General features: G+C 64.0%; 16 protein-coding genes. 9 read left to right on the forward strand and 7 right to left on the reverse strand.

Annotation, left to right across the window (positions count from 1 at the left end; translation table 11 throughout):
* Nucleotides 1-81: 81 nt before the first annotated feature.
* Both LNV09_RS04405 and LNV09_RS04410 read right to left on the reverse strand, forming a co-directional pair.
* Nucleotides 82-6,000: a CHAT domain-containing protein gene (locus LNV09_RS04405; protein ID WP_263555870.1), complete on the reverse strand. Its 5,919-nt coding sequence runs from the start codon at nucleotides 5,998-6,000 to the stop codon at nucleotides 82-84.
* Between the two features lie 29 nt (nucleotides 6,001-6,029).
* Entirely contained in the window at nucleotides 6,030-6,971 is a 942-nt protein-coding gene (locus tag LNV09_RS04410) for a caspase family protein (RefSeq protein ID WP_263555871.1), read from the reverse strand.
* A gap of 89 nt (nucleotides 6,972-7,060) precedes the next feature.
* Here LNV09_RS04410 and LNV09_RS04415 point away from each other — a divergent pair, with 89 nt between their 5' ends.
* The gene (locus tag LNV09_RS04415; protein WP_263555872.1) at nucleotides 7,061-7,687 is read left to right on the forward strand and encodes a DinB family protein; all 627 of its coding nucleotides are present in this window, start codon (nucleotides 7,061-7,063) and stop codon (nucleotides 7,685-7,687) included.
* Nucleotide 7,688: 1 nt separating this feature from the next.
* Here the strand turns inward: LNV09_RS04415 and LNV09_RS04420 are convergent, their stop codons facing one another.
* On the reverse strand, nucleotides 7,689-8,921 hold the full coding sequence (locus LNV09_RS04420) for a glycerophosphodiester phosphodiesterase (RefSeq protein WP_263555873.1): 1,233 nt from the start codon (nucleotides 8,919-8,921) through the stop codon (nucleotides 7,689-7,691).
* Between the two features lie 227 nt (nucleotides 8,922-9,148).
* Between LNV09_RS04420 and LNV09_RS04425 the strand changes: the two genes are divergently transcribed.
* The gene (locus LNV09_RS04425) at nucleotides 9,149-10,027 is read left to right on the forward strand and encodes a PEP-CTERM sorting domain-containing protein (RefSeq protein ID WP_263555874.1); all 879 of its coding nucleotides are present in this window, start codon (nucleotides 9,149-9,151) and stop codon (nucleotides 10,025-10,027) included.
* On the opposite strand, the gene xdhC is transcribed toward LNV09_RS04425, so the two are convergent.
* Together xdhC and uraH are read right to left on the reverse strand one after the other, a co-directional pair.
* On the reverse strand, nucleotides 10,028-10,849 hold the full coding sequence (xdhC, locus tag LNV09_RS04430; RefSeq protein ID WP_411969228.1) for a xanthine dehydrogenase accessory protein XdhC: 822 nt from the start codon (nucleotides 10,847-10,849) through the stop codon (nucleotides 10,028-10,030).
* Nucleotides 10,850-10,852: 3 nt separating this feature from the next.
* Nucleotides 10,853-11,248, reverse strand: coding sequence for a hydroxyisourate hydrolase (uraH, locus tag LNV09_RS04435; protein ID WP_263555876.1), 396 nt, complete (start codon nucleotides 11,246-11,248; stop codon nucleotides 10,853-10,855).
* A gap of 48 nt (nucleotides 11,249-11,296) precedes the next feature.
* Here uraH and puuE point away from each other — a divergent pair, with 48 nt between their 5' ends.
* Genes puuE through LNV09_RS04455 form a run of 4 tightly spaced genes read left to right on the forward strand, consistent with a single transcriptional unit; the run spans nucleotide 11,297 to nucleotide 15,767 of the window.
* Nucleotides 11,297-12,259, forward strand: a complete 963-nt coding sequence (gene puuE / locus LNV09_RS04440) for an allantoinase PuuE (protein WP_263555877.1) — start codon at nucleotides 11,297-11,299, stop codon at nucleotides 12,257-12,259.
* Between the two features lie 3 nt (nucleotides 12,260-12,262).
* Complete coding sequence (gene uraD, locus LNV09_RS04445; RefSeq protein ID WP_263555878.1) at nucleotides 12,263-14,050, forward strand: 2-oxo-4-hydroxy-4-carboxy-5-ureidoimidazoline decarboxylase; 1,788 nt, start codon at nucleotides 12,263-12,265, stop codon at nucleotides 14,048-14,050.
* Nucleotides 14,047-15,306, forward strand: a complete 1,260-nt coding sequence (locus LNV09_RS04450) for a M20/M25/M40 family metallo-hydrolase (protein WP_263555879.1) — start codon at nucleotides 14,047-14,049, stop codon at nucleotides 15,304-15,306. The genes uraD and LNV09_RS04450 overlap by 4 nt, the downstream gene beginning before the upstream one ends.
* Nucleotides 15,303-15,767 carry a copper chaperone PCu(A)C gene (locus LNV09_RS04455; protein WP_263555880.1) on the forward strand — a complete coding sequence of 155 codons (465 nt, stop codon included), beginning with the start codon at nucleotides 15,303-15,305 and terminating at the stop codon, nucleotides 15,765-15,767. Before LNV09_RS04450 ends, LNV09_RS04455 begins: the two co-directional genes overlap by 4 nt.
* Here the strand turns inward: LNV09_RS04455 and LNV09_RS04460 are convergent.
* A complete protein-coding gene (locus LNV09_RS04460; RefSeq protein WP_263555881.1) occupies nucleotides 15,761-16,858 on the reverse strand; it encodes a rhodanese-like domain-containing protein in 1,098 nt (365 codons plus the stop codon). The two genes, LNV09_RS04455 and LNV09_RS04460, sit on opposite strands and share 7 nt — an antisense overlap.
* A 67-nt stretch (nucleotides 16,859-16,925) precedes the next feature.
* On the opposite strand from LNV09_RS04460, the gene LNV09_RS04465 reads away from it, so the two are divergent.
* From LNV09_RS04465 to LNV09_RS04475, 3 genes are all read left to right on the forward strand, one after another.
* A complete protein-coding gene (locus LNV09_RS04465) occupies nucleotides 16,926-17,342 on the forward strand; it encodes a DUF2946 domain-containing protein (RefSeq protein ID WP_263555882.1) in 417 nt (138 codons plus the stop codon).
* 128 nt (nucleotides 17,343-17,470) lie between these two features.
* On the forward strand, nucleotides 17,471-19,921 hold the full coding sequence (locus LNV09_RS04470; RefSeq protein ID WP_263555883.1) for a TonB-dependent receptor: 2,451 nt from the start codon (nucleotides 17,471-17,473) through the stop codon (nucleotides 19,919-19,921).
* Nucleotides 19,922-19,937: 16 nt separating this feature from the next.
* A complete protein-coding gene (locus LNV09_RS04475; RefSeq protein WP_263555884.1) occupies nucleotides 19,938-20,477 on the forward strand; it encodes a YcnI family copper-binding membrane protein in 540 nt (179 codons plus the stop codon).
* A gap of 417 nt (nucleotides 20,478-20,894) precedes the next feature.
* On the opposite strand, the gene LNV09_RS04480 is transcribed toward LNV09_RS04475, so the two are convergent.
* Nucleotides 20,895-22,925 (reverse strand): sensor histidine kinase, encoded by a 2,031-nt coding sequence (locus LNV09_RS04480; protein WP_263555885.1) that lies wholly within the window; start codon nucleotides 22,923-22,925, stop codon nucleotides 20,895-20,897.
* Nucleotides 22,926-22,940 lie beyond the last annotated feature (15 nt).

Below are 22,940 nucleotides of genomic sequence, written 5' to 3' on the forward strand. Positions count from 1 at the left end.
CGGGCGCTGTGAGCTGCGGACAAGTCGCGTCATTGATGGCCGCTGCGACGATGCCGCAAAGTGTAGCGAGCTTTGCAGCCCTCAAGTTCGGCGACTCTTGCTCGCCTTGGTCGGTTTGGGGCCCTGCTTTGCCGGCCGGTCGGTGCGCGCCGCATGGCTGGGCAAAATGCTCTGCGCCAGGGCGATCAGCTGATCCGCGCTGCGGCTCAGTGCCACATCATCATGCTGAGCCATGGACAGCGCATCGACGAAACGAGACAGGCGCTCCAGTCGGTCGACCATCGCTTCGAGCTGCAGCGGCCGCACTGTCACGCAACCCAGCGCCTGCGCATAGCTGGCGACCAACTGATCAAACCAGCGTCGCCCCTCTTCAGCGGGCTGCCCCAATTTACCGTCAATCATGCGTTCGACCAGCAGGGCTTCGGGCTGGATCAGCAGATCCCAGGGGCTGGGCTGGATGGCAAAGTTGTATTGTGCCGTGCGCCGGCATTGCTGCGCCAACTCGATCGCGGCGTCTTTCTCCGCCGGGTTGTGCCAGTCGGTCAAGGCATCCAGCGCCAAGCGGTAGAGCGCGTGACAAGGGCTGAAGTGATCGGAGCCGGGCTGTCCCTCACCGGCCCGGTAGGCCTCCACACCTTGCTGCAAACAGTCCGCCATGGCCTTGATTGCGGCGTCGGCTGCGGCTGCATCCAACTGCCCGCTGAGCAAACGCCGGGCCTGCAGATTGGCCTTGCGTTGCCAGGCCGCACCGCGCAAGGCGGTGCGCTCGCTGTGCATCGACGACGAACTCGGCGGTGCATCGTCTGAGCCCTCGCCGTCGCCATCCGCCACCAGGGCGTCCAGCCCGTCCAGCCGGCGCAGCGCAAGATCGATCATCGCTTCGCCGGCCCGCAGTTGCTGCAGCGCCTTTACATCCCCGCCCAAGGCCTTGGCCAGCGCCTCAACCGCGCGAGCTTCGCCCAGCCTGGACTCCACATCGACCAACTTTTCCAGATCCGAGATCGGCACGCCGCCGCAGCGGTCCACCGCCTGCGCCGCACTCAAAAAGGCCGCGCGGGCCCGCTCCCATTGCCCCAGATCGAACCAGGTCTTGCCCAAGGCATATTGCAGCTGAGGATTCTGCTGCCAACCGGCCGGGCAGCGCCGCGCAAGCGACTCCGCCACATGCTCCACCTCGGCTTGCAATTCGCGTGCGCCCAGGTAGTCGCCTCGGCGCGCCAGATCGGAGCGCAGGCTGGCCAACTCATCCAGCATTTCGTCGGGCGACACATAACGTTCAGCAGCGCCGGTGCCGGGCGCGCCCTCAGCCGCCGGCTCGGCCAACCACACCGGGTCGCCATAGGCTTGAAAGGCGCCCCAGGTGATGTCCTCGGGATGGGCGCGCCAGACTTCTTTGCGGGCGCTGAACACCGCATCGCCGAAGGGCTGGCGGCGCAGCAAGAGCTGCTCATAGAAAACCTGGCCAAACAAGCGCGCCGATTCGTCATTGACGGCCCAGCCGGCCACGACCACACAGCGCACGCCGATGGCGATCATTTCGCGTGCCACGCTGGCGGCCAGCTTGTTGCTGCCCGGACCTTGGGTCTCATTGTCAACCTGGCCCAGATGGCAGCAATTCATGAACACCAGCTCGGGCACGGTCTCCATCGCCATGATCTCGGCCGCCGTGATCAGCAGGCCATCGGACAAGAGCACGCCGCTGCGATTGCGCCCATCGGCATGCGGCAGATCGAAGACGCCGTGGGCCGAAATATGCAGGATGCGCCAAGGCTTGGCGTAGAGCTTGGCCAGCACATCGCTGGCCTTGTTGTAGTCTCCAATCACCCCCTCGACCTCATAGCCCATGCCGCCGAGCAGGGCCTGGCAGGCTTCGCCTTCGGCCTGGGCGCCGGGCAGATCAGGAGGCGCCTGGGTCGGCTGCCCGTTGAGCAGCGGGAAACCCTTGGAGAAACCGGCCACCGAGGGGTTGGCGATCACCAATGCGCGGCGCAACACGCCCTGATGCACGCTGGCGCGAAACACCTGGGCCGCCAGCTGCCGCACCACCGCCGTGCGCAGTGCCAGCGGCTGCTTCTCCTCCGAGGGTCGGTCCGGGTCATCGGCCAACATCAACTCCCAGGGCAGGTTGGCGGTATAGCCATCCACCACCAGCACCACACGGTCGAGTTGGCGCGCGGCGTCCTTGAAGTCATGCGGCACCATCAACTGGAACAACATGCGGCCGAAGTCCTCGTTCCAAATCGGATTGCTGATCTGCTGCGCCACCATCTGCTCGATCAAGCCGGGCTGACGCTGCAAGGCGACCGACTCGGCACGCGCGCGCTGGCCGACAAACACAAAGCGCAGCTTGTCGGCCAAGGGGGCCGCCCCGCCACTGTGCGCCGCCGCGTTCTGAGCTTCGCTGCGCTCGGCGTCGGTGATGATCAGGCGCGGCCAATAGCTGGAATTGCCGTCGTCAAAGAGGCGCTGCCTGAAGCCCTCGCCCTGCTGCAGCTCGGCCTGACACAGCAGAGCCGTGCCCTGCTTCTCGGCTTGCGCCGCCAGTTGAGCGCTCAAGTTGCGCAAGGCATAGGTGGCGCCGATGGCGGTGTCGAGGTAGAGCTCGATGATGTCGAGCCGGCCGATCCGGATGTTCAAACGCGTGGCCGCAAAAAAGCGTGCATTGGCCTCCATCACGCCGCGCACCAAAGCCTCGACCGAGGCCGCCACGGTCAGATTGGCCGAGGAGTTATAGCCCAACAGCAAACTGGCCAGCGGCACCTCGCGCTCGGCCTTGCCCAGGACATCAATGACTTGCAGCAAGTAGCGCAAGGCGCCGGTGCGCACCGCCTCGGTCAGATCGGCCGGGCTGAGGGCGCGGTCGTACGAGCCCAGGCCGGTGACGACCGCGCCGCTCAAGACACCGAGCTGGCGCTCGAAATCGCCGCGCACCCGCAGCACCACCGTGGCCGAGCCGCGCGCGCCGGCATAAAGCCCGAGGCTGTAGCGTTCGCTCAATTCCTTGTTCAAGAGCTCGCGGTCGATCAAGGCCTCGGCGCCGGCGATCGGGTCGCGCTCGTAATGACCGACCAAGATAGGGTCCGACACAAAGCGCAGATCCATCGCTTTGACCGCCACCTCCAAACGCCTTTGCGTGCGTGCGGGCACGCGGTTGCGGGAGGAGCCGCCCATCAAGCCACGCAACAAGGCGTCCGGGTCCTCGGCGCTCGGCGGGCCGGCGTCATAACTGATCGGCTGCGCATGCTCGATGGCCCTGGTGGTGGGCGCTTGGCTGCTGAGCGCCGCCGTCGAGCCCGAGTTCAGCAGCTCGGTCATGGCGGTGAAGTAGGCGCTGGTCGAGAGCAGGTCGCCATGGGCTGCGGGCAGGTAGTAGAAACGCCCGATACCGCCGATGCGGCCCGAATCCCAGGTCACCGTACCGTCGCCGCGCGTGGTGCCGACCATCTTCAAGCGTGCCTTGGCGCCCGCGCCTTCTTCGCGCAGACCGCAAGGCGTGTTGGGCGCCTGGCCGAAGATATAGATGCTCTTGGCCTCGTAGGCGGCCGGCAGCGCGGGAACGTTTGGCCCGTCTTGCGCCCACAACCAGTTGGCCGAGGTCAATACCGCTTGCTCCGGCGTGCCGGCATGTTGGTCGCCGAACCAGAAGTCGCGCACCTTGCTCTTCAGGCCCAGCCAAGTGTCGGCCTGCTGATAGGCGTAACTTGCACCCCCGTCGGGTTGACCCTGGAAGGTATCCACAAAGCCGGGCTTGGGCAGCAACTGCAAGGCACCTCGGAAGCCGGCAATGATGTCCAGCACTTCTTGCATATCATGCGTGACATCCAGCCGCACCAGCGTGCGCAAGGTGTCACCCTTGCCGATCAGGTTTTCCACCATCGAATGCGCACCCTGATGCGGCGTGCCCAGCATGATCAGGCGCGCGCCGTCGCGGGCCATCAATTGGTCGATCACGGCGCGGCGCTTGTAGATGCAGGCCCGCACCACCAGGCCGCCCATGCTGTGGGCCAGCAGTCGGATCGGCTGTTGGGTCTGGCGCATCAGGCGGTCCAGAAACTCGCCCAGTCGTTCGGCCAGCACGTCCAGCGGCTGGCGCCAGTCATAGGGAAAGGGCTCGACCCTGTGGCTGTCGGCCAAATGCTTGCAGACGCGCCCGTAAAACATCGCAAACAGCTCATCGGCCTCGACGCCGCTGCGCGACCATTCGATCTTGGCCAGGCCGCCGGTGGCAATATCGCCCGGATCGAACCAGACCCGGTCCTTACCGTCGACCTGCAGATGCGAGCCCATCACGCCGGGCAGCACCACCACCACAGGCCGGTCCGCAGCCGTAGCGCTGCGGCTGGCACCGGCCGCTGCCAGGGCCGCCGCGTAGTCGGCCGGGTCGGGCAAGGCGCGGAAGCTGGTCAAGCTATAGGGCTCGGCCACCAGCAGCCAGTCGCGCAGCGCGCTTCGGGTGTCGATATTGACGAAATAGCGGAAATGCGAGACATCCGCGCCACGGTCAAATAGCACCCGGGCGGCCGACTTGGGCGCGATGCCGGCCAGCATCGCCGTGGTGTTGACCACCAGGTCGTTGTCGTCGTTGTCGAACAGCAAGAAGTCGGTCAGCATGACGCCCAGGCGCAGCAGCAAATTGCCGCCCTGGATATCGCCGGCGATGATGGACATGGCCGTGCCGGGCCGCACCGGGGCGTCGTGCAAAAGCCGGGCCATCGGCGAGTCCGGCAGCATCGCCTCGATGCCGGGCACCAGATGAGCATTGGTGCGGTTCTTGGCGATCTCGATCACCGCGCGCTTGAAAGCCGAATAGAGCGGGCTGCCGAAGAAGAAAGGCACGTTGCCAATCAAGGTCAGCAGGCCGGACAAGAACACATCGAAGTTGCCGCTGGCCAGCTTGGTGCCACTGGCGGGCGAAGCGGCGCGCACATAGCGCTGCACATCGAGCTTGCGCTCGCGCAACAGACCGGCCAGCGTGCGCAGCTGCTGGCGCTGCTCGGCGTGAGCGTCTTTGAGCTCCTTGATCACGCGCTCGGCCTCCTTCGCATCGGCGTCGCCGGTGCCTTCAAAAGCGAAGGCATAGCCGTCGATCAAGGCGTCGAAGTCGCCCAGGCACAGCAAGTCGGCAACCAGACCGCCGCGTGAATGCGAGACCAAGCAGATCTGCGCGCCGACAGGCAAGGCGCGCACCAGCTCGATCGCGTTTTCAATCGGGCTTTGCGACAAAGTCCGGTGCTCGAAGCCGTAAATGCCGCCGCTGAACTTGGCCTGCAGCGCGCCCCACAGATCCCGGTCGCCGTTGCGCAACTCGCCAAAACTGCCCAAGGTGCTGGAGCCAGTGCCATGCACAAACACCAGCATCGGCCCTAGCGGCGGCTTGGCTGCGAAGTCGCAGTCCTCCAGGTCTTGCGGCTTGCCGGTGGCTGAAATCCAGCGGTACAGGCCTGGCTCTTGCGAGAGTTGCTTCTCGATCGCCCACATCAAAGCCTTGGTGCCGGCCCAAGTCACCCCCAGCTCGGCCTTGTTTTTCAACTCACCCAAGGCCGCGTCAATGATGGCGTCGGGCACCGCCCCGACGGCAAAGGAATAGACCTTGCTGATCAGGCCGCCGATCGCCTCGCCCAAGCCACGGCCGGGTGCCGCACCTTGCGCTCGCAGCGCCTCCAGCAGGATGGAGCCATCCGCAGCGATCAACTCCGGATGCGTCAGCAACAGCGTCTCACGCAGACGCCCCGCGCTGGTGATCAGCGTGCTGCCATCCGCCAGTTCCAGCACCAAGACCTCATTGGCGGCCGCCTCATGGCTTTGCGACACGGCAGCTCCGGCCACGCTGCGAGCGGCCGGGCTCATATCAAACGCGCTCAGCGGCTCCAGATAGCCATCGGGCAAGAAGGCGTCATCGCGCCGATCGGCCGAGCGGGCGGCCGGAGTCAGCATGGCCGGCAGGCGCAGGCGCTCGGCCGGCCGACCATTGAGTCTGATCTGAATGCTGTGCTCGGCCATCTTGTTCTCCCGCTATGGCTGTTGGGCGACTAAATCGTGAAGGGCTTTTGCGCCACAAAGGCTGCCGTCGCCGCGCTACTGCCCAACACAAACAGATTGGGCGACTGGGTGGGCGGCAGGCCGGCGCGGATGCGCGCATGAAAGCTCGCGTAGTTGCCGGCGAAGGCGCCACCATTCCATATCTTCAGCAATTGGCCGGTAAAGGCGCCGTTATGGTCGCCGTCCATCGAGGTCTGATTGTCTTGGCAGCCCGAGATCAACAGCACCGCCGGCTTGAACACGCCCACCAAAGCTACCGCATGCGAGGCCGCACCGACCAGGGCCAAGGCGGCATCGGGGTCAGTTGTTGCCTTGGCGGTTTCTCTGAGCACATTGATTTGGAGCTGATCATAGAAGTCCTTGTGCTCGGCATAAACCCGGCGCGCCACATCGACCGGCATCAGCTTGATGCGCTGTCCGGGCGGTGGCGGTGGCGGCGGGAAGTCCCTCGTCACGCTGCCGCTGTGGCAACTGTCCGACAGCACCAGCACGCGCACGCCAGCGGCAAAGCGGCTCAGCTCCAGGTAGAGCTCGTCATCGATCAGTTGACCATCAAACAAGCACCAGGTTTCGTCTTGGTGATCGGGCTCGTCGCCATTGATGTCACCGACCTGCCCGCCATGACCTGAATAGGTCAGCAGAAAAAAGTCACCCGCCTTCAAGGCCTTGGCGGCGGCACGCAAGCCGGACAACACCGCAGCGCGCGTGCCCTTCTTGGTCAGCAGCACGGTCGGCTTGATGCCCTTGGTCTTGGCCAGCGCGGCCATGTCATTGGCGTCAAACTCGCAGGCGGCGAGTGGGCCGTCCCAGCCGCCGTAGGCCGCCGGGCTGACGGCATTCAAGCCGATATGAAGGGACAGGGCCTTGGGCTTTGGCGAGGGCTTAAGGGCGGACACCTTCTGCGCTGGGGCGGATGTGATCTTGCTGGCCATGATGCGATTCTCCTGAAGCCGCCCCCATGGCGGCAGCCCCGGATCTTCCGCGCCGGTTTCAAATTATGAAACCCCTAGCTTCAATTAGGATGAACCTGCATTCCATCAACCCGACCAACTCCATGAGCTGCGCACGACCTGACCCCCTGAGCCGCCATTTGCTGAGCCTGGCCTATAACAACGGCTGGGCCAACTACCGCCTCTTGAACGCGTGCGGCCAACTCAGCCAGGCTGAGTTTGAAGCCAGGCGTTGCAGTTTCTTCCCCAGCATCAAGGCCACCCTGAACCACAATCTATGCGTCGATTGGTTCTATATCGATGCTCTGGAGCGTGCCCAGCAAGACCTGGCCCCGCATCCAGACTGCTACAGCTTCTTTGCCGTCGACGAGCCGTTCCAGTCCTGCGCCGACTTGCAGCAAGAGCAGCTCTGCGTCGATCGCCGCTTGATTGCCTTGTGCACGGCCCAAAGGGACGAGCATTTGGAGCGCATTGTCACGATTGCGCGGCCGGGCCGACCGCAACTGGAGAGCCGCACGCGCTTGCTGGCGCATTTGTTCCAGCATCAGATCCACCACCGCGGCCAGGTGCACGCGATGTTGGCCGGCAGTTCGGTGGCGCCGCCGCAGCTGGATGAATTCTTCTGCGCCGGCGAGGCCAGTGAGCGGGCGGCGGAGTTCGCCGCCCTGGGCTGGACCGAGTCCTTGGTCTGGGACTGATTTAAGCCGAGCGGCGGCGCACCACCAAGCCCAAAGCGCCCAAACCGGCCAGCAGCAAGGCATAGCTCTCAGGCTCAGGCACCGGCGTCAGCGCAGCAACTGCCGCAACACCGGTGTCGGCGAAGTCGGTGAAGACACCGTCCACGCCCAACTTCAAATAGGCTTCCATTTCCTTTTGCGGGTCGCTAAAGCCCAGCATGGACGCATCATTGCGGAAGGTCCAGGTGTGCACGAACAGGCCATTGGCATGGGCCGACTCGATCACGCCGGTGGAGCCATCAACACGGCGGTCCTTGCCGTCGACGGTGCCGTCGCCAGTGCGGTCAACGCCGTCGGCCACTGTCTTCAGCAAATAGGGCTTCCAAGGTCCGATGCCGTCCGCATAGGTGGCGACAAAGGACAGACCGACATCGGTGACCATGTCGGCAAAAGTCAGCTTGCCGCCCTTTTTGGCGATGTCGTAAGGCCTGTCATAGGGGGCCACCAGCGACAGCGAGCCATCGGCGTTGACGTCATCGGCGTCGACCAACTGCACCAGCTTGATGTCGGTCTTGGTGTTCAGGTATTGCAGGTTCGAGACTTCGAAACTCTGGATGAAGACCGGCGCATTGCCGGTGTTGCCGTAGGCCGCGTGCAAGGTCGAAACTAAGGTATCTTCGAAATAAGACTTGCTGCGGCCCTGAGCGACCGAGACGCCCTGCATATAGGTCGAATGCTTGAGCTCGGGGTAGATGCCAATCGTGCGGCCGGTCTCGATGCTCTTGGCCTTGGCCAAGGCGATCACTTCGTCGAGTGTGGGCACCTTGAACTGACCGTCATAAGTGGTCGGGCGGCCGGCACGCGTTTGCATTGCGCCCAGGGTCTTCAGCTCGGCCAGCGTGAAGTCTTCGACGAAGTATTCGTTCGCATAGGTGACGCCGTCGATGGTCTTGGTCGTCTTGCGGCCGGCGAATTGAGCCAGGCTGGCCACATTGGTCGAAGCACCGATGATGGGCTCATGGCGCGCCACCAGCACGCCGTCCTTGGTCATCACCAGATCGGGCTCGATGAAGTTGGCACCCAGCTCGATGGCCTTGGTGTAACCCTCGATGGTGTGCTCGGGCAGATAGCCGGAAGCTCCACGGTGGCCAATCACGATGGGGGCATTGCCGTCCAGCGTATTCCAGGCAAAAGCAGGCGCGGCGCTGAGCGCGCAAGCGGCGGCCAGGGCGCTGAGGATGTGTTTGGTTTGCATAGCGGTCCTTCTTGATGGAGCCTGCATACTGACGCGCGATGATGAAAGTTCCACCCAAAGTCTCCAGTTCGAAATAGTCCATTCGGACTACTCGCTCCCCACGCCGGCCCCTCTAGGCCGCCATATTTTGAAGTTAGGGGGGTGGCGACACAAACAGCGCAGTGCCATGCAAAATCGCGCGGCACTGTGCGGGCGATCCGACCGCAAAACAATCAGGAATTCGAGCTATGTCAAAGTCAAAGCTACTTGCTCTCGTCATGTCGGTCAGTTGCGCAGCGGCCAGCGCCGGGCCGATGACCGTCACCGAGCTCACCTTGTTCCGCGACGGCGATCGGGCGAGTTGGCTGGCCGGGCAAAACATATGGCTGAATGATCGCTTTGACAATGGCGACGCTTTTCACGGCCCGACCTTTACGAACGGCAATATTGCCAGCTACAGCCTGCAGTCGCTGGCCGCCGGCGCCGACCCCAATCTGGCAGCACAAGAAGTTGGCGGTGCACTGCTGTTGGATGCCAGCTATGCGGAACCTTCGCCCGGTGCTACTGGCGGCATAGGCAAGTCTTTGAAGCTGCGCCTCGCGACCAACACCAACACCGCCGGCAGTGGGCTGGACAAATCGCGCAGCTTCGCAGCCGCCCTGACGATATCGATGCAAAGCCTGCCCGAAGTGGGTCAATCCTGGGGCCTGCGAATGAGCGATTCGTTCAGCAACTCGAATGACTATATTGAACTCAATGTGTTCAGCAACAGCAATGCCAGCTGGGTACAGTTTCGCAAGCAGGATTTCCTCAATCAAACCGTCACCGTCCTCGGCACTGCCGCGCTGAACATGCCCAGCGGTGCCAATGGTTTGATTCTGGCCATCAGCCATGACAGCGCCGGTAGTGATGTGATCTTCGGCAACTATGGCTATGCCGACGACAACGGTTTGATGAGCGGCACGCTGAAGACCTTTGCCACCAGCACCACCGCTTTCCACGGCGAAGACCACACCCGCATTGAGATGCGTGCCACCCAAGCCGTGCCTGAGCCGAGCACTTGGGCGCTCTGGGCAGCCGGGGCCGGCCTGCTCTTGGCCCGCCGCCGGCGCACGCGCAGGGATTGATCAGCGACCTTGCAGCAACTGCGCCAGCACCGCGATCGCGATCACCTCGGGCTGTTTGCCGGCAATCCCGGGCAAGCCGATCGGGCAAGTCACATGCATTAATTCGATCTCGCTGAAGCCGCGCTCTCGCAAGCGAGCACGGAAACTGGCCCACTTGCTCTTGCTGCCAATCAGCCCGATGAAAGGCAGATCGGCCTGTTCGCGCTGGCGCAGCAAGCAAGCCGCCAACACATCGAGGTCTTCGGCGTGGCTGAAGCTCATGATCAAGACCCGACTGCCGGCACGCAGCTCTTGCACCGCAGCCTGCACCGGCTCGCTGTGCTCGGCCTGCACATGGGTGGGCAAACCGGGAGGAAACACTTCATCGCGGCTGTCAAACCATTGGACTCGGCTCGGCAGACGACTCAATAGGTCGATGATGGCGCGGCCGACATGGCCGCCGCCGAACAAGGCCACCGGCAAGCGCTGAGCTTCCAACGGCGCCAAGCGCGTGCGCAAGTCAGCCAGTTGCCCAGCCGAGGGCCGGGCCGGCAGCAGTTCGAAACTCAGGTCGACCACGCCCCCGCAGCATTGGCCCAGGCTCGGGCCAAGGGGGAAACGTCTCTGCAAGGCTGAGCCCTGCCCGCCAAGCAAGGCCCGCGCATGCGCTGTGGCCTCGAACTCCAACTGCCCGCCGCCGACGGTGGCAATCAGCGCCCCTGCGGTCACGGCCATCCAGGCGCCGACCTCGCGTGGCCCACTGCCCTGCACCCGCGTCACTTGCACCAGCACCGCTGGGCCGTTGTACAGCGCCGTCAGCAAGTCGTCCAAAGCAGCCAAGATGCGTCAGCTCCCCCGGTAAGTGGAATAGCTCCAAGGACTGGCGAGCAAGGGCACGTGATAGTGCAGGCCCGCGTCGGCAATGCCAAAGTCCACCGGCACCCAGTCAAGAAAGGCCGGCTCGGGCAAAGCCACGCCGAGCGACTTGAAATAGTCGGCCACGCCGAACAGCAGCCGATAGCGCCCGGGCAGGCAAGCAGCCCCCTCCAGCAGCGGCGCGTCAGTTCGCCCGTCCTGGTTCAGCACCCAGCGCTTGAGCAACTGCGGCGCAGCCCCTTCAAACCGCAGCAACTCCACCGGCATGCCGGCCGCCGGCGCACCGTGCATGGTGTCCAGCACATGGGTTGACAGCCATCCCGCTGTCGCAAGTCCTAACTGCACCATCAGATCACCGCCTTGCATTGAAAATTAAGGCACAGTGTAGGCACAGCGGCCCCGAGCTACACGACGATGCGACCCAAACTAGCAGCAAGTAACTATCCACGCGACCTGATCGGCTACGGCGAACACCCGCCGCAGGCCCAGTGGCCGGGCCAGGCCCGCATCGCGCTGCAGTTCGTCTTGAACTATGAAGAAGGCGGCGAAAACTCGGTGCTGCATGGCGACGCCGGCTCCGAACAATTCCTGTCCGAGATGGCCAGTCCCCCTGCCTACCCGGCGCGTCATCTCTCGATGGAGAGCATCTATGAATATGGTTCGCGCGCCGGCGTCTGGCGACTCTTGCGCGAATTCGAGTCTCGCGGCTTGCCCTTGACGGTGTTCGGCGTGGCGATGGCGCTGGAGCGCCACCCCGAGCTGTGTCAAGCCTTGGTCGGCATGAACCATGAGATCGCCTGCCATGGATGGCGCTGGATCAGCTACCAAAACCTTGATGAGGCGACCGAGCGCGAACATATGGCCCGGGGCATGGACATCTTGCAGCGCCTGACCGGCGAGCGAGCCTCGGGCTGGTACACCGGCCGCGACAGCCCCAACACCCGCCGCCTGGTGGCAGACTACGGCGGCTTCGAGTACGACAGCGATTACTACGGTGACGATCTGCCGCTGTGGTTGCAGGTGCGCAAGAGTGACGGGTCGCTAGCGCCCCATCTGGTCGTGCCCTACACGTTGGACTGCAACGATATGCGCTTCGCACTGCCGCAGGGCTTCTCGACCGGCGATGAGTTTTTCGAGTATCTGCGCGACAGCTTCGACCTGCTCTACGCGGAAGGCGCCGAAACGCCGAAGATGATGAGCGTGGGCATGCATTGCCGCCTGCTCGGCCGCCCAGGGCGAATGCGTGCACTGCAGCGTTTTCTCGACCATGTGGAAAAGCATGAGCGGGTCTGGATTTGCCGGCGCGTCGACATTGCTCGGCATTGGCGCAGCGTCCACCCTTTTGATGCCAACACCGCTTTTACCTGGGAGCGCTGAAGCATGTTGCTGAACCTGACCCAATTGAACGCCGCCAGCCCGGCCGAATTTGTGCAGTTGCTGGCCGGCACCTACGAGCATTCGCCCTGGGTCGCCGAAGCCGCCAGCGCCGCTCGCCCCTTCACCAGCTTGGCCGGCTTGAAGCTGGCGCTGGCTGATGCGGTGCGCGGCGCCGGCCGCGAGCAGCAATTGACCTTGATACGCGCTCACCCCGAATTGGCCGGCAAAGCCATGGTGAGCCAAAGTCTGACGGCCGAGTCCAGCGACGAGCAAGAGCGTGCCGGTCTGACCCATTGCTCGCCGATCGAACTCGCGCGCATTCGGCAACTCAATGCCGACTATGCCGCCAAGTTCGGCTGGCCCTTCATCCTGGCCGTGCGCGGCCCGCGTGGCCTGGGTCTGAACCGAAGCGAGATCATCGCGAGCTTCGAGCGTCGCCTGCAGAGCCACCCGGAATTGGAGCTGAGTGAATGCCTGCGCAATATTCACCGCATCGCTGAGATCCGCTTGAATGACAAGTTTGGCCAGTCGCCGACGTTGGGCAATCAGTTGTGGGATTGGGCCGAAGCGCTGGCCGTCCATTCCGACCCTGGCTTCAAAGAGGCCGGCGAGCTGACCGTCACCTACCTCACCGATGCACATCGGGCCTGTGCGGCGCAGCTGCAGCAATGGATGGCACTGGACTGCGGCTTTGACGAGGTCGGCATCGACGCCGTCGGCAATGTGGTCGGCATTTACCGCGGCCTTAGCCCGAACGCCAAGCGTCTGCTGACCGGCTCTCACTACGACACGGTGCGCCGCGCCGGCAAATACGACGGTCGCCTGGGCGTGCTGCTGCCCATGCTCAGCGTGCGCGAGCTGCGCGCGAGCGGCCGCCGCCTGCCCTTTGATTTGGAAGTGGTGGCCTTTGCCGAGGAAGAAGGCCAGCGCTACAGAGCCACTTTTTTGGCCTCCAGCGCCTTGACCGGCGACTTCGATCCCGCCTGGCTGGATGAATTGGACGCCGAGGGCGTGAGCATGCGCGCCGCGATGCAAGCTGCCGGCCTGCCCGCCGAGCTGAGCCCTATTCAAGCGCTGCGGCGCGACCCGGCCGACTATCTCGGCTTTGTCGAAGTGCATATCGAACAAGGTCCGGTGCTGAACGAGCTGGACCTGCCGCTGGGCGTGGTCACTTCGATCAACGGCAGCCGGCGCTACTCTGGCGAAGTAATCGGCGTGGCCGCCCATGCCGGCACCACACCGATGGATAGGCGCCGCGACGCCGCGGCCGCCGTGGCCGAGCTGATCCTTTATGTCGAGCAACGCGCCGGTACGCATCGGGAGCAAGTGGTCGGCACGGTCGGCATGCTGGAGGTCCCGGCCGGGGCCATCAATGTGATCCCCGGCCGCTGCCGCTTCAGCCTGGATCTGCGCGCCAGCAGCGATGCCGCTCGCGATGCGCTGGACGCCGATGTGCGTGCGGCTCTGGCCGTCATCTGCCAGCGCCGCAGCCTCCAGTGGCAATTGACCCCCACCATGGCCGCCGACGCCGCCCCCAGCGATGCCGGCTGGCAAGCGCGCTGGGAGGCCGCGGTGGTCGCCTTGGGCCTGCCGGCTCATCACCTGCCCTCGGGCGCCGGCCATGACGCACAGATGCTGCACCGCCTGCTGCCGCAAGCGATGCTGTTTGTGCGCGGCGGCAACGGCGGCATCAGCCACAACCCGCTGGAGCAGCTCAGCAATGACGATGCCGAGCTGGCGCTGCGGGCCTTTCAACAGCTGCTGGAAAACCTTGCCAAGGACATGTCATGAATCCCTATGAGCAAATCGACCAATGGGTCGATACGCATTTCAACGAAGAAGTGCAATTCCTGCAGGCGCTGGTGCAGGTACCCACCGACACGCCACCGGGCCATAACGCGCCGCATGCCGAGCGCACGGCCGAGTTGCTGGCAGCAATGGGTTTGAACGCCGAAAAGCATGAAGTTCCGGCCGAGCTGGTCCACGCCCATGGCTTGCAGTCCATCACCAATTTGATCGTGCGCCGCCGCTACGCGGAGGCCGGCCCGGTGATCGCGCTGAACGCACATGGCGATGTGGTGCCGCCGGGCGAAGGCTGGAGCCATGGTCCTTACAGCGGCGAGCTGGTCGGCGACTTGCTAACGGGCAAGGTCTACGGCCGCGCGGCCGCCGTCAGCAAAAGCGACTTTGCCACCTACAGCTTTGCACTGCGGGCGCTCGAGTCACTGGGCCTGCCCTTGCAAGGCGGTGTCGAGCTGCACTTCACTTATGACGAGGAATTCGGCGGTGAGCTCGGCCCCGGCTGGCTGCTGAAAAAGGAATTGAGCAAACCCGACCTGCTGCTGGCCGCCGGCTTCAGCTATCAGGTGGTGACGGCGCACAACGGCTGCTTGCAGCTGGAAGTGACGGTGCACGGCAGAACAGCGCATGCCGCCTACCCGGACAGCGGCGTGGACGCCTTGCAGGCAACGGTGGCAATTTTGAATGCGCTTTATGCACAGAACGAACAATACAAAAAGACCTGCTCCGAGGTCGAGGGCATCTCGCACCCGTATTTGAATGTGGGCCGCATCGAAGGCGGCAGCAACACCAATGTCGTACCCGGCAAGGTCACGTTCAAGCTCGACCGCCGCATGATCCCCGAGGAAGACCCGGTCGCGGTGGAGGCCAATATCCGCGCGCTGATACGCCAGGCGGCGGAAAATTTTGAGTCCGACCCGCCCATCAGCGTCGACATCAAACGCCTGCTGCTGGCCCACTCGCTGAAACCAAAACCCGGCAACCAGACTCTGGTCGCTGCCTTGCAAAAACATGGCGAGGCGATCTTCGGCGAGCCGATTCCGACCTCCGGAACACCGCTCTACACCGACGTTAGGCTTTACGGCGAGCACGGCATCCCGGCGGCGATTTACGGCGCCGGCCCACGCACGGTGCTGGAGAGCAACGCCAAGCGGGCCGATGAACACCTGAATCTGGCCGATCTGCGCGGCGCGACCAAGGTGGTGGCGCGCACGCTATTGGACTTGCTGCATAGAATCGAGCCATGAACAAAACACTCCCCCAAGCCCTGACAGCCCTGCTGCTGATCCTGAGCGTTGCCGAAGCTACAGCACAAGTCGAAGTCAGCCAGCCCTGGGTGCGCGCTACCGTCGCGCAGCAAAAAGCCACCGGCGCGTTTTTTCAGCTCAAGGCCAAGACCGATGCTCGCCTCGTCGAGGTGCGCTCCAGTGTGGCCGGCGTCGCCGAGGTGCACGAGATGGCGATGGACGGCGCGGTGATGAAGATGCGCGCCGTGCCCAGCCTGGCCTTGCCGGCCGGCCAGACGGTGGAACTCAAGCCAGGCGGCTATCACGTGATGCTGATGGACCTGAAAGCGCCGATCAAGGCCGGTGACAGCGTGCCGCTGACGCTGGTGTTCGAGGGCGCCGATAAAAAGCGCGAGACTCTGGAGATCAAGGCCGAGGCGCGCCAGCTGGGATCGCCGGCTGCGCCAACAATGGCTCACTGAGTCGCATTGCCCTCGACCGGCAATTGCTCCGCGCGCCAGCGCAACATGCCGCCGGCCAGATTGGCGACCTGCGCCAAACCCGCTTTTTGCAGCAACACGGTCGCCTGCGCCGAACGCGTGCCCGAGCGGCAGATCGCCACCACCGGCCGATTCGCTTCGATCAACTCGCCGGCATGCGCGGCCAGTTGCGACAGCGGCAGCAGACGGGCGCCGGCGATATGGCCGAGCGCGTCGCTGAACTCGGCCGGCTCGCGCACATCGATCAGCTGCACCTCGCCAGATCGCTCGGCCAAACGCTCGGCCAACACCGCCGGCTGTATCTCCCAGATGCCGCTGAAGGTGAAGGTCAGCGGTGCCCAGGCTTGCTCGACGCCGGTCTCGACGTCGGGCCGGCCACAGCGCAAATTGGCCGGCACGGCGATGTCCATCAGCTTCGGGTGCGGCAGCCCGAGATTACTCATATAGCCGCTGAAATCAGCCTCATTGACCTCGCCTCCCAGGCGCGGGTTGAAGCGCCGCTCCTCGGCCACGCTGGTGACGGTCAGGCCGCGATAGTCATGGCCAGGGTAGAGCAAACAAGCATCGGGCAGCGACAGGATCTGGCTCCGCACTGACTGATACAGCAGTTGCGGGCTGCCTTGCTGGAAGTCGGTGCGCCCACAGCCACGGATCAACAGGCTGTCGCCGGTGAAGGCCATGCTGTGGTCGTCGAGCACATAGCTCAGGCAGCCGCTGGTATGGCCCGGCGTGGCACGCACTTCCAGATAGCGCGCGCCGAAACCTACGCGCTCGCCATGTTCTAGCAGTCGATCGGCAAAGGCGGCGCCGGCCTGCCCGGACAACAAGATCTGGCTGCCGCAACGCTGTTTCAAACCCCAGGCGCCGGTCACATGATCGGCATGCACATGGGTGTCCAGCGTCGCCAGCAGGCGCAGGCCCAGCTCGCGCAGCAAGGCGGCGTCGCGGCGCTGGTGTTCAAACACCGGGTCAATGATCAGCGCCTCGCCGGTCAGCGAATCGCCCAACACATAGGTGTAGGTCGACGAGAGGGGATCGAAGAGCTGGCGGAAGATGAGCGGCGAGTTGGACATGGGCTTGGGCTCCTTGCTAAAGGAACAGTTTAGGGGCGGCCGATCCAAGCTCGCTAGAATCCCGCCCGTGCACCTCCGATTCTCCAAGCCCACAACCCTAAGCCGCTGGCTGGTCGTCATGACCTTCTTGCTGGCTGCGCTGATGCCTGCTTTGTCGCAGGCCTTGGCTCATGCCCGTGGCGATGTGGCGGCCTGGAGCCAAGTGTGTCGCAGCAGTGTGATCTCACCGCGAGCCTCCAGTTCGGTATTGGCGGCGCAGGCGGATCGCCAAGACTCGCAAACATCGGTGCACGGCTTGTTCGCCAACTGCCCCTATTGCGCGCTGCATACGCAAGACCTGGCACCGCCGCCGGCAGCACTTGCAAGCACGGTGCTTTTGCTGCCCCTGAGTTTCGAAATGCCGGAGCGCTTCTACAGCGCACCCAACAGTGCCCACGCCTGGGCGCCGGCGCAATCTCGCGCACCACCGCTCGCGCTGGCCTGATTCACCTGCGCTGAAAGAGCGGCCGGCCTAGCCCGCGCCCGCCTCCTTCCCCTGTACTGCCCACGCCCGCCCGGTCAATCAACAAAACTAGGCCGGCGCTTGGGCGCCGATCGAATCGATTTCCAAACATGAACACCCTGTTCAAACCCACCATGCTGAGCATGGCCTTGGCCGCCGCCTTTGCTTGCCTGCCTCATTCTGCAGCCCTCGCCTGCGAAGATTGTGGCGATGATGAAGCCCCCGCAACAAGCGCCGCAATTGAGGCCGCCCAAGTCGCGGCAAATGGCGCGGCAAATGTCGATGCGAACAATGCGAATGCCGCCACCCCGACCCGCAATCTCGGCATCGTCTTGATCGCCGGCAACGCCACGCGCTCCTTGCCAAGCAATATCCCCACCACCATGGAGAGCGTCACGGCCGAGGAGATCGCCCGCACGATCAACGCGACCGACGCGCAAGATGCGCTGAAGTACCTGCCCAGCTTGCTGGTACGCAAGCGTTATATCGGCGACTACAACCACGCGGTGCTGTCCACTCGCGCCTCGGGCACGGGCAATAGCGCGCGCTCGCTGGTGTTTGCCGACGGCATCCAGCTCTCCAACCTGCTCGGCAACGGCGCCGGCTTCACCCCGCGCTGGGGCATGGTCACGCCCGAAGAGATCGAGCGGGTCGATGTGCTCTACGGCCCCTTCTCGGCCGCTTACTCGGGCAACTCGGTCGGCGCGGTGGTGGACTACCAGACCCGTAGCCCCAAAACTTTTGAGGCTCATGCCAAGGTCGGCATCTTTCACCAACCGTTTGAGCTCTACAACAGCTCGGCCAACTACGGCGGCTACCAAGCCAGCGCCTCGATCGGCGACCGCGCCGGCGCGCTGGCCTGGTGGGTCAACGTCAACCATCTGGACAGCGAAGGCCAGCCGCTGACTTTTATCACCAAGCTCACTTCGACCGGCAAACCCGTCAATGCACAGACCGTGGCGGTCACGGGCAATGTGCTGGACGCCGACAAGAGCAACACGCCCTGGCAGATTCTGGGCGCCGGCACCAGTTATCACACCCAGCAAGACCACGCCAAGCTCAAGTTGGCCTATGACTTCAACCCCGAGCTGCGCGCCAGCTACAGCCTGGGCTGGTGGAACAACAAGGCCGTCGGCAGCAGCGCCAGCTATCTGCGTGACGCGGGCGGCAACACCGTCTACAGCGGGGCCAACATCGGCATCGACGGCAAGCAATACGCGGTCGCCAACACCGACTTTGGCCAGAACCGCGACCGGCTGGAGCATCTGATGCATGGCCTGGCGCTGAAGAGCCAGACACGCGGCGTGTTTGACTTCGAGCTGGCCGCCAGCAGCTATGACTACCGCCAAGACGAAGCGCGCGCACCGAACGCGCCCAAGAGCCTGAGCAAGCCGGCGGCCGACACCGGCGGCCCCGGACGCATCACCGATCTGAGCGGCACCGGCTGGAGCTCGCTCGCCGCCAAGGGCGTTTGGCGCCCGGACGGCAGCGCGCATGTGCTAGACTTTGGCCTGCAGCATGAGCGTTATGCCTGGCGCCAGAAAGTCTCCGACACGGCCGACTGGCTGGGCGGCGCAGCCGGAGCCTTGTTCACCGACTTCAGCGGCAAGACCCAGCTCAGCAGTGCCTTTGTGCAGGACGCCTGGACGATCGGCCCGCAGCTCAAGAGCGTGATCGGCCTGCGCGCCGAGCAGTGGCAGGCGCTGGATGGCAGCAAGACGGCCGCCAATGGCACGCCGGTCAGCTTCGAGGCCCGCAAGGAGCGCTATCTGTCGCCCAAGGCGGCGCTGGGCTATGAGCTGAGTGAGAGCTGGACGCTCAAGCTCTCAACCGGCCGGGCGGTGCGCATGCCTACCGCCGGTGAGCTGTACCAGGGCGGCGTCAATGCCAATGGCGTCTATGTGCCGAGCGACCCGAGCACCAACCCGACCCTCAAACCCGAGAAGGGCTGGACCAGCGAGCTGGGTGCCACCTGGAGCAGCGGCAAACAGCAGCTGCGCAGCACCCTGTTCCACGAGGACACCCGCGACGCGCTGTACTCGCAGCTCAGCGCCAATCCAGCTGACCCGGCCAAGCCCATCAGCAGCGTGCAAAACATTGGCCGCATCCGCACGGTCGGGATCGAGCTGGCCTATAGCGCCGAGGACCTCTTCGTTCGCGGCCTGGAGCTGCAAAGCAGCCTGACCTATGCCGATTCCGAGATTCTGGAGAACGCCGGCTTCGTCAGCACGCCCGGCGACACCATCGGCAAACAGCAGCCGCGCGTGCCCAAATGGCGCGCCACGTTGGTGGCCAGTTATGCAATCACCCCGGCCCTGAGCGCCAGCTACGGCCTGCGCTACTCGGGCCCGCAATACAGCACACTCAATAACAGCGACCCGAACGGCTTCACCTACCAAGGCTTCTCCAAGTTCTTCACCACCGACCTGCGCTTGCAGTGGCGCGTGGCCAAGCAATGGACCGTGGCGGGCGGCATCGACAACCTGAACAACTACCGCTACTGGGCCTTCCATCCCTACCCGCAGCGCACTTACCACGCTGAGCTGAAGTTTGACCTTTGATCGGAGCTAGAAAATCATGTTGAAAATGACCCGCCTGCTGCTCGCACTGGCCTTTGTGCCGGCCGCTCAAGCCCATGTCACGCTGGAGCAGGCCGAGGCCGTCGCCGGCACACCTTACAAAGCGGTGCTGCGCGTCGGCCATGGCTGCGAGGGCTCGGCCACCACTCGCATCACGCTGACCTTACCGGCCGGCTTTCGCGGCGCCAAGCCCAGCCCCAAGGCCGGTTGGGCGCTGGAGCTCAAGCGCGAAGCGCTGGCCAAGCCCTACGAGAGCCATGGCCGCATGATCGGCGATGAGCTGGTCGAGGTGAGCTGGACGGCCAAGAGCGAAGACGCCTATTTGCAAGACGCCTGGTACGACGAGTTCGTCGTGCGCGGCATCTTGCCCGAGGCGCTTGGGCCGATCTGGTTCAAGGTGCGCCAGAGCTGCGTCAAGGGCGAATGGAATTGGGCTGACTTGCCCAGCGAGGGCGACTCGACCAAGGGCTTGAAGGCGCCGGCCGTGCGTTTGCTGCTGACCAAACCGGCTGCAGCGCCGGGCACGCACCAGCATTGATTCGAACCGCCAAGTCAGGAAAAGCCGGGAAAAACCAGCCCACAAGTTGGCAAGCTTTGGGCCCGGTTCTTGAGGTTTTTGCGCCGCGCCGGAGAGTGAAAATACAGCCCATGACGACGCAACACCGCTCCAAGCAATGCCGCAGCCCATCCGCTAGCGGCGCCCTGCAACTGCCGGTGCTGGAGGCCGCGCCGCCGGCCTCCTAGGCCAAGCCGGAATCACTTCCTATAGCGCCCAGGCTGCAGGCCCTCGCCGGTTTGCCCGGCCCAGCGCTGCCAGCGCAACAACCCTCAACGCTGCAGCCCCACAAGCTAGCCCAGATCATTTCAGCATCGAGCTAGCCATGTCTTCGGGCAGCGTCACGCGCTTTTGACAGACCCCGACCGACTCTCCTCGGTCGGGGTCTTTTTTTGCGATTCAAATCTGCAGGGGCAGGCTCAACTCGACGATGCAGCCCTGGCCCGGCCTGCTGTTCAAGTGAATGCTGCCCTGCAAATCCAAGGTCACCAGCCGGTAGACCATGTGCAGCCCCAGGCCCGATGAGCCCTGTCCAAGTTGGGTGGTAAAGAAGGGGTCAAAGACGCGCGACAAATGTTCGGGCGCCACGCCCCGGCCGTTGTCTTCAATCCGCAGCACATAGCGGCCATCTTGCTCGGACTCGGTGACCATCAGCCGATGGGGTTGAGGCCAATTCTTGAAGCCATGGACCAGGCTGTTATCGATCAAATGCGCCAATACCTGACCCAGAGCGCCAGGGTCGCCATGCACGCAGCTGTCGACTTGGCTGTCGTACTGCAAGTCGACCTGCTCCGCACGCAAGGCGGGAGCCATCACGGCCAAGGTGTTTTCAAGCACCTGACGGGGCCGGAACTGGATCACCTGCGCGTTGCTTTGCTCTTGCGCCAGCGCCTTGAAGCGGCTGACGAGATCGGCGGCCCGCGCCAAGCTGCGCAGCGTGATGCTCAAGCCGTGCGCCAACTCGGCATGGTGGCGACTCATGTCCGACCGACGCAGACGGTTCTCCTCAAAGGCCTGGACGTGCGCGGGCAGACTTTCGCTGAGGGTGCTGGTGGCCAGCAAGGCGTTACCTATGGGCGTGTTCAACTCATGGGCGACGCCGGCCACCAAATGCCCCAAAGCGCTCTGCTTCTCGAGCTCCAGCAGCAAGCGCATGGCCTGCGCCAACTCGCGCGAGCGCTGCTCAACCTTGAGCTCCAGCGCATCGCGCGCTTCCTGCAGCGCCGCCTCGGTTTGGCGCCGCACCTGCACCTCGTTTTGCAGATGCAAAAGCGTGGCCTCCAACTCCCGGTTGCGCTCGGCCAACTCGCGCTCCAACGCATTGCCATGCTGGCGCAGATAGTCGTTCTGCGTCTGGGTGCGCACATGGCCGAGCATGCTCATCAAACTGCGGCCACTGCTTTGCTGCAAGGTCTTGAGCTGCTTTTCAGCCAGTTCCACCTGCTCGCGGCGCGCACTCAGGGCCTCAGCCCACAGTCCGGCTTCCTCGGCACATTCGGCGCGGCGCAGCAAGGCGCGCGTCAGGATAGGCCATTGGGCATGGCTTAGGGCGCTGTCACGGGCCTGCTTGAAGCGTGCAATCGCCTCCGCATGGTGACCGGTCTTCCAGAGATAGAGGGCCTGGTTTTGCAGCAGAAAGCTGAGTTGAAGGCCTTGAATCTCATGCGCCGGCAGCAGGGCTTCGGCCTCATCCAGCAAGGCGCGGGTCGCGTCCAGCCGGCCTTCCCAAAGTCGCTTATTGGCCAGGTTGACGGCATCGCGGAAGATGCGGCTGGGAATCTGCAAACGCTTGGATTCCGCATACGCGCGCTCCTGCAGCACGGTCGATTCCGCCATACGGTCGACAAAGGAATAGGCTGCCGCCAAGCTGATGATCAAGGTGTAGCGATCATCGGCGCTCAGCCGGCTCAAGCTCGCCTCATCAAGCACCCAAGGTTCCAGCCTGCGAATCGCCTCTTCATGCATGGCCTCGTCATGCAAAAACTTGCAAACCAGCATCAAGCAGATGTGCAGACCTCGCTCGTCGCCCAGCCTCGTGTAGAGCGCTTCCGCGCGAGCCACCGACTGCAAGGCCAGCGCGATCACATGAGCGCGACTCTGAAACCGTCCCAGGCAACACAGGACCTCGGCCAAGGGCAAATCGTCGCCTAGCTGCTCGGCGCGCTCAAGCAGGGCGAAGACTTGATCCAGTAGTTCGAGACCAATTTCCTGATCCAGACTCAAACGCAGGCGAAGTTGCCGCTCTTCCAGGCGCAGCAACTCGCCGGGCTGCAGCGCGCCCTGGGCCTGCAGCGCCTGCAACAGCTGCTGTGCATTGCGGTGCTCGCCAATGGCAAGTTGGTGGTCAAGTTCCGCTATTGCGCCAATAAAGTCATCGCTGGACGTTGCGATCGGCTGCAGGTCTTGGCGCTCCTGGCCAATATCACTCATGTACATGCTCCATGT

Source organism: Paucibacter sp. B2R-40, from assembly GCF_025717555.1.
Classification (GTDB): domain Bacteria; phylum Pseudomonadota; class Gammaproteobacteria; order Burkholderiales; family Burkholderiaceae_C; genus Paucibacter_A.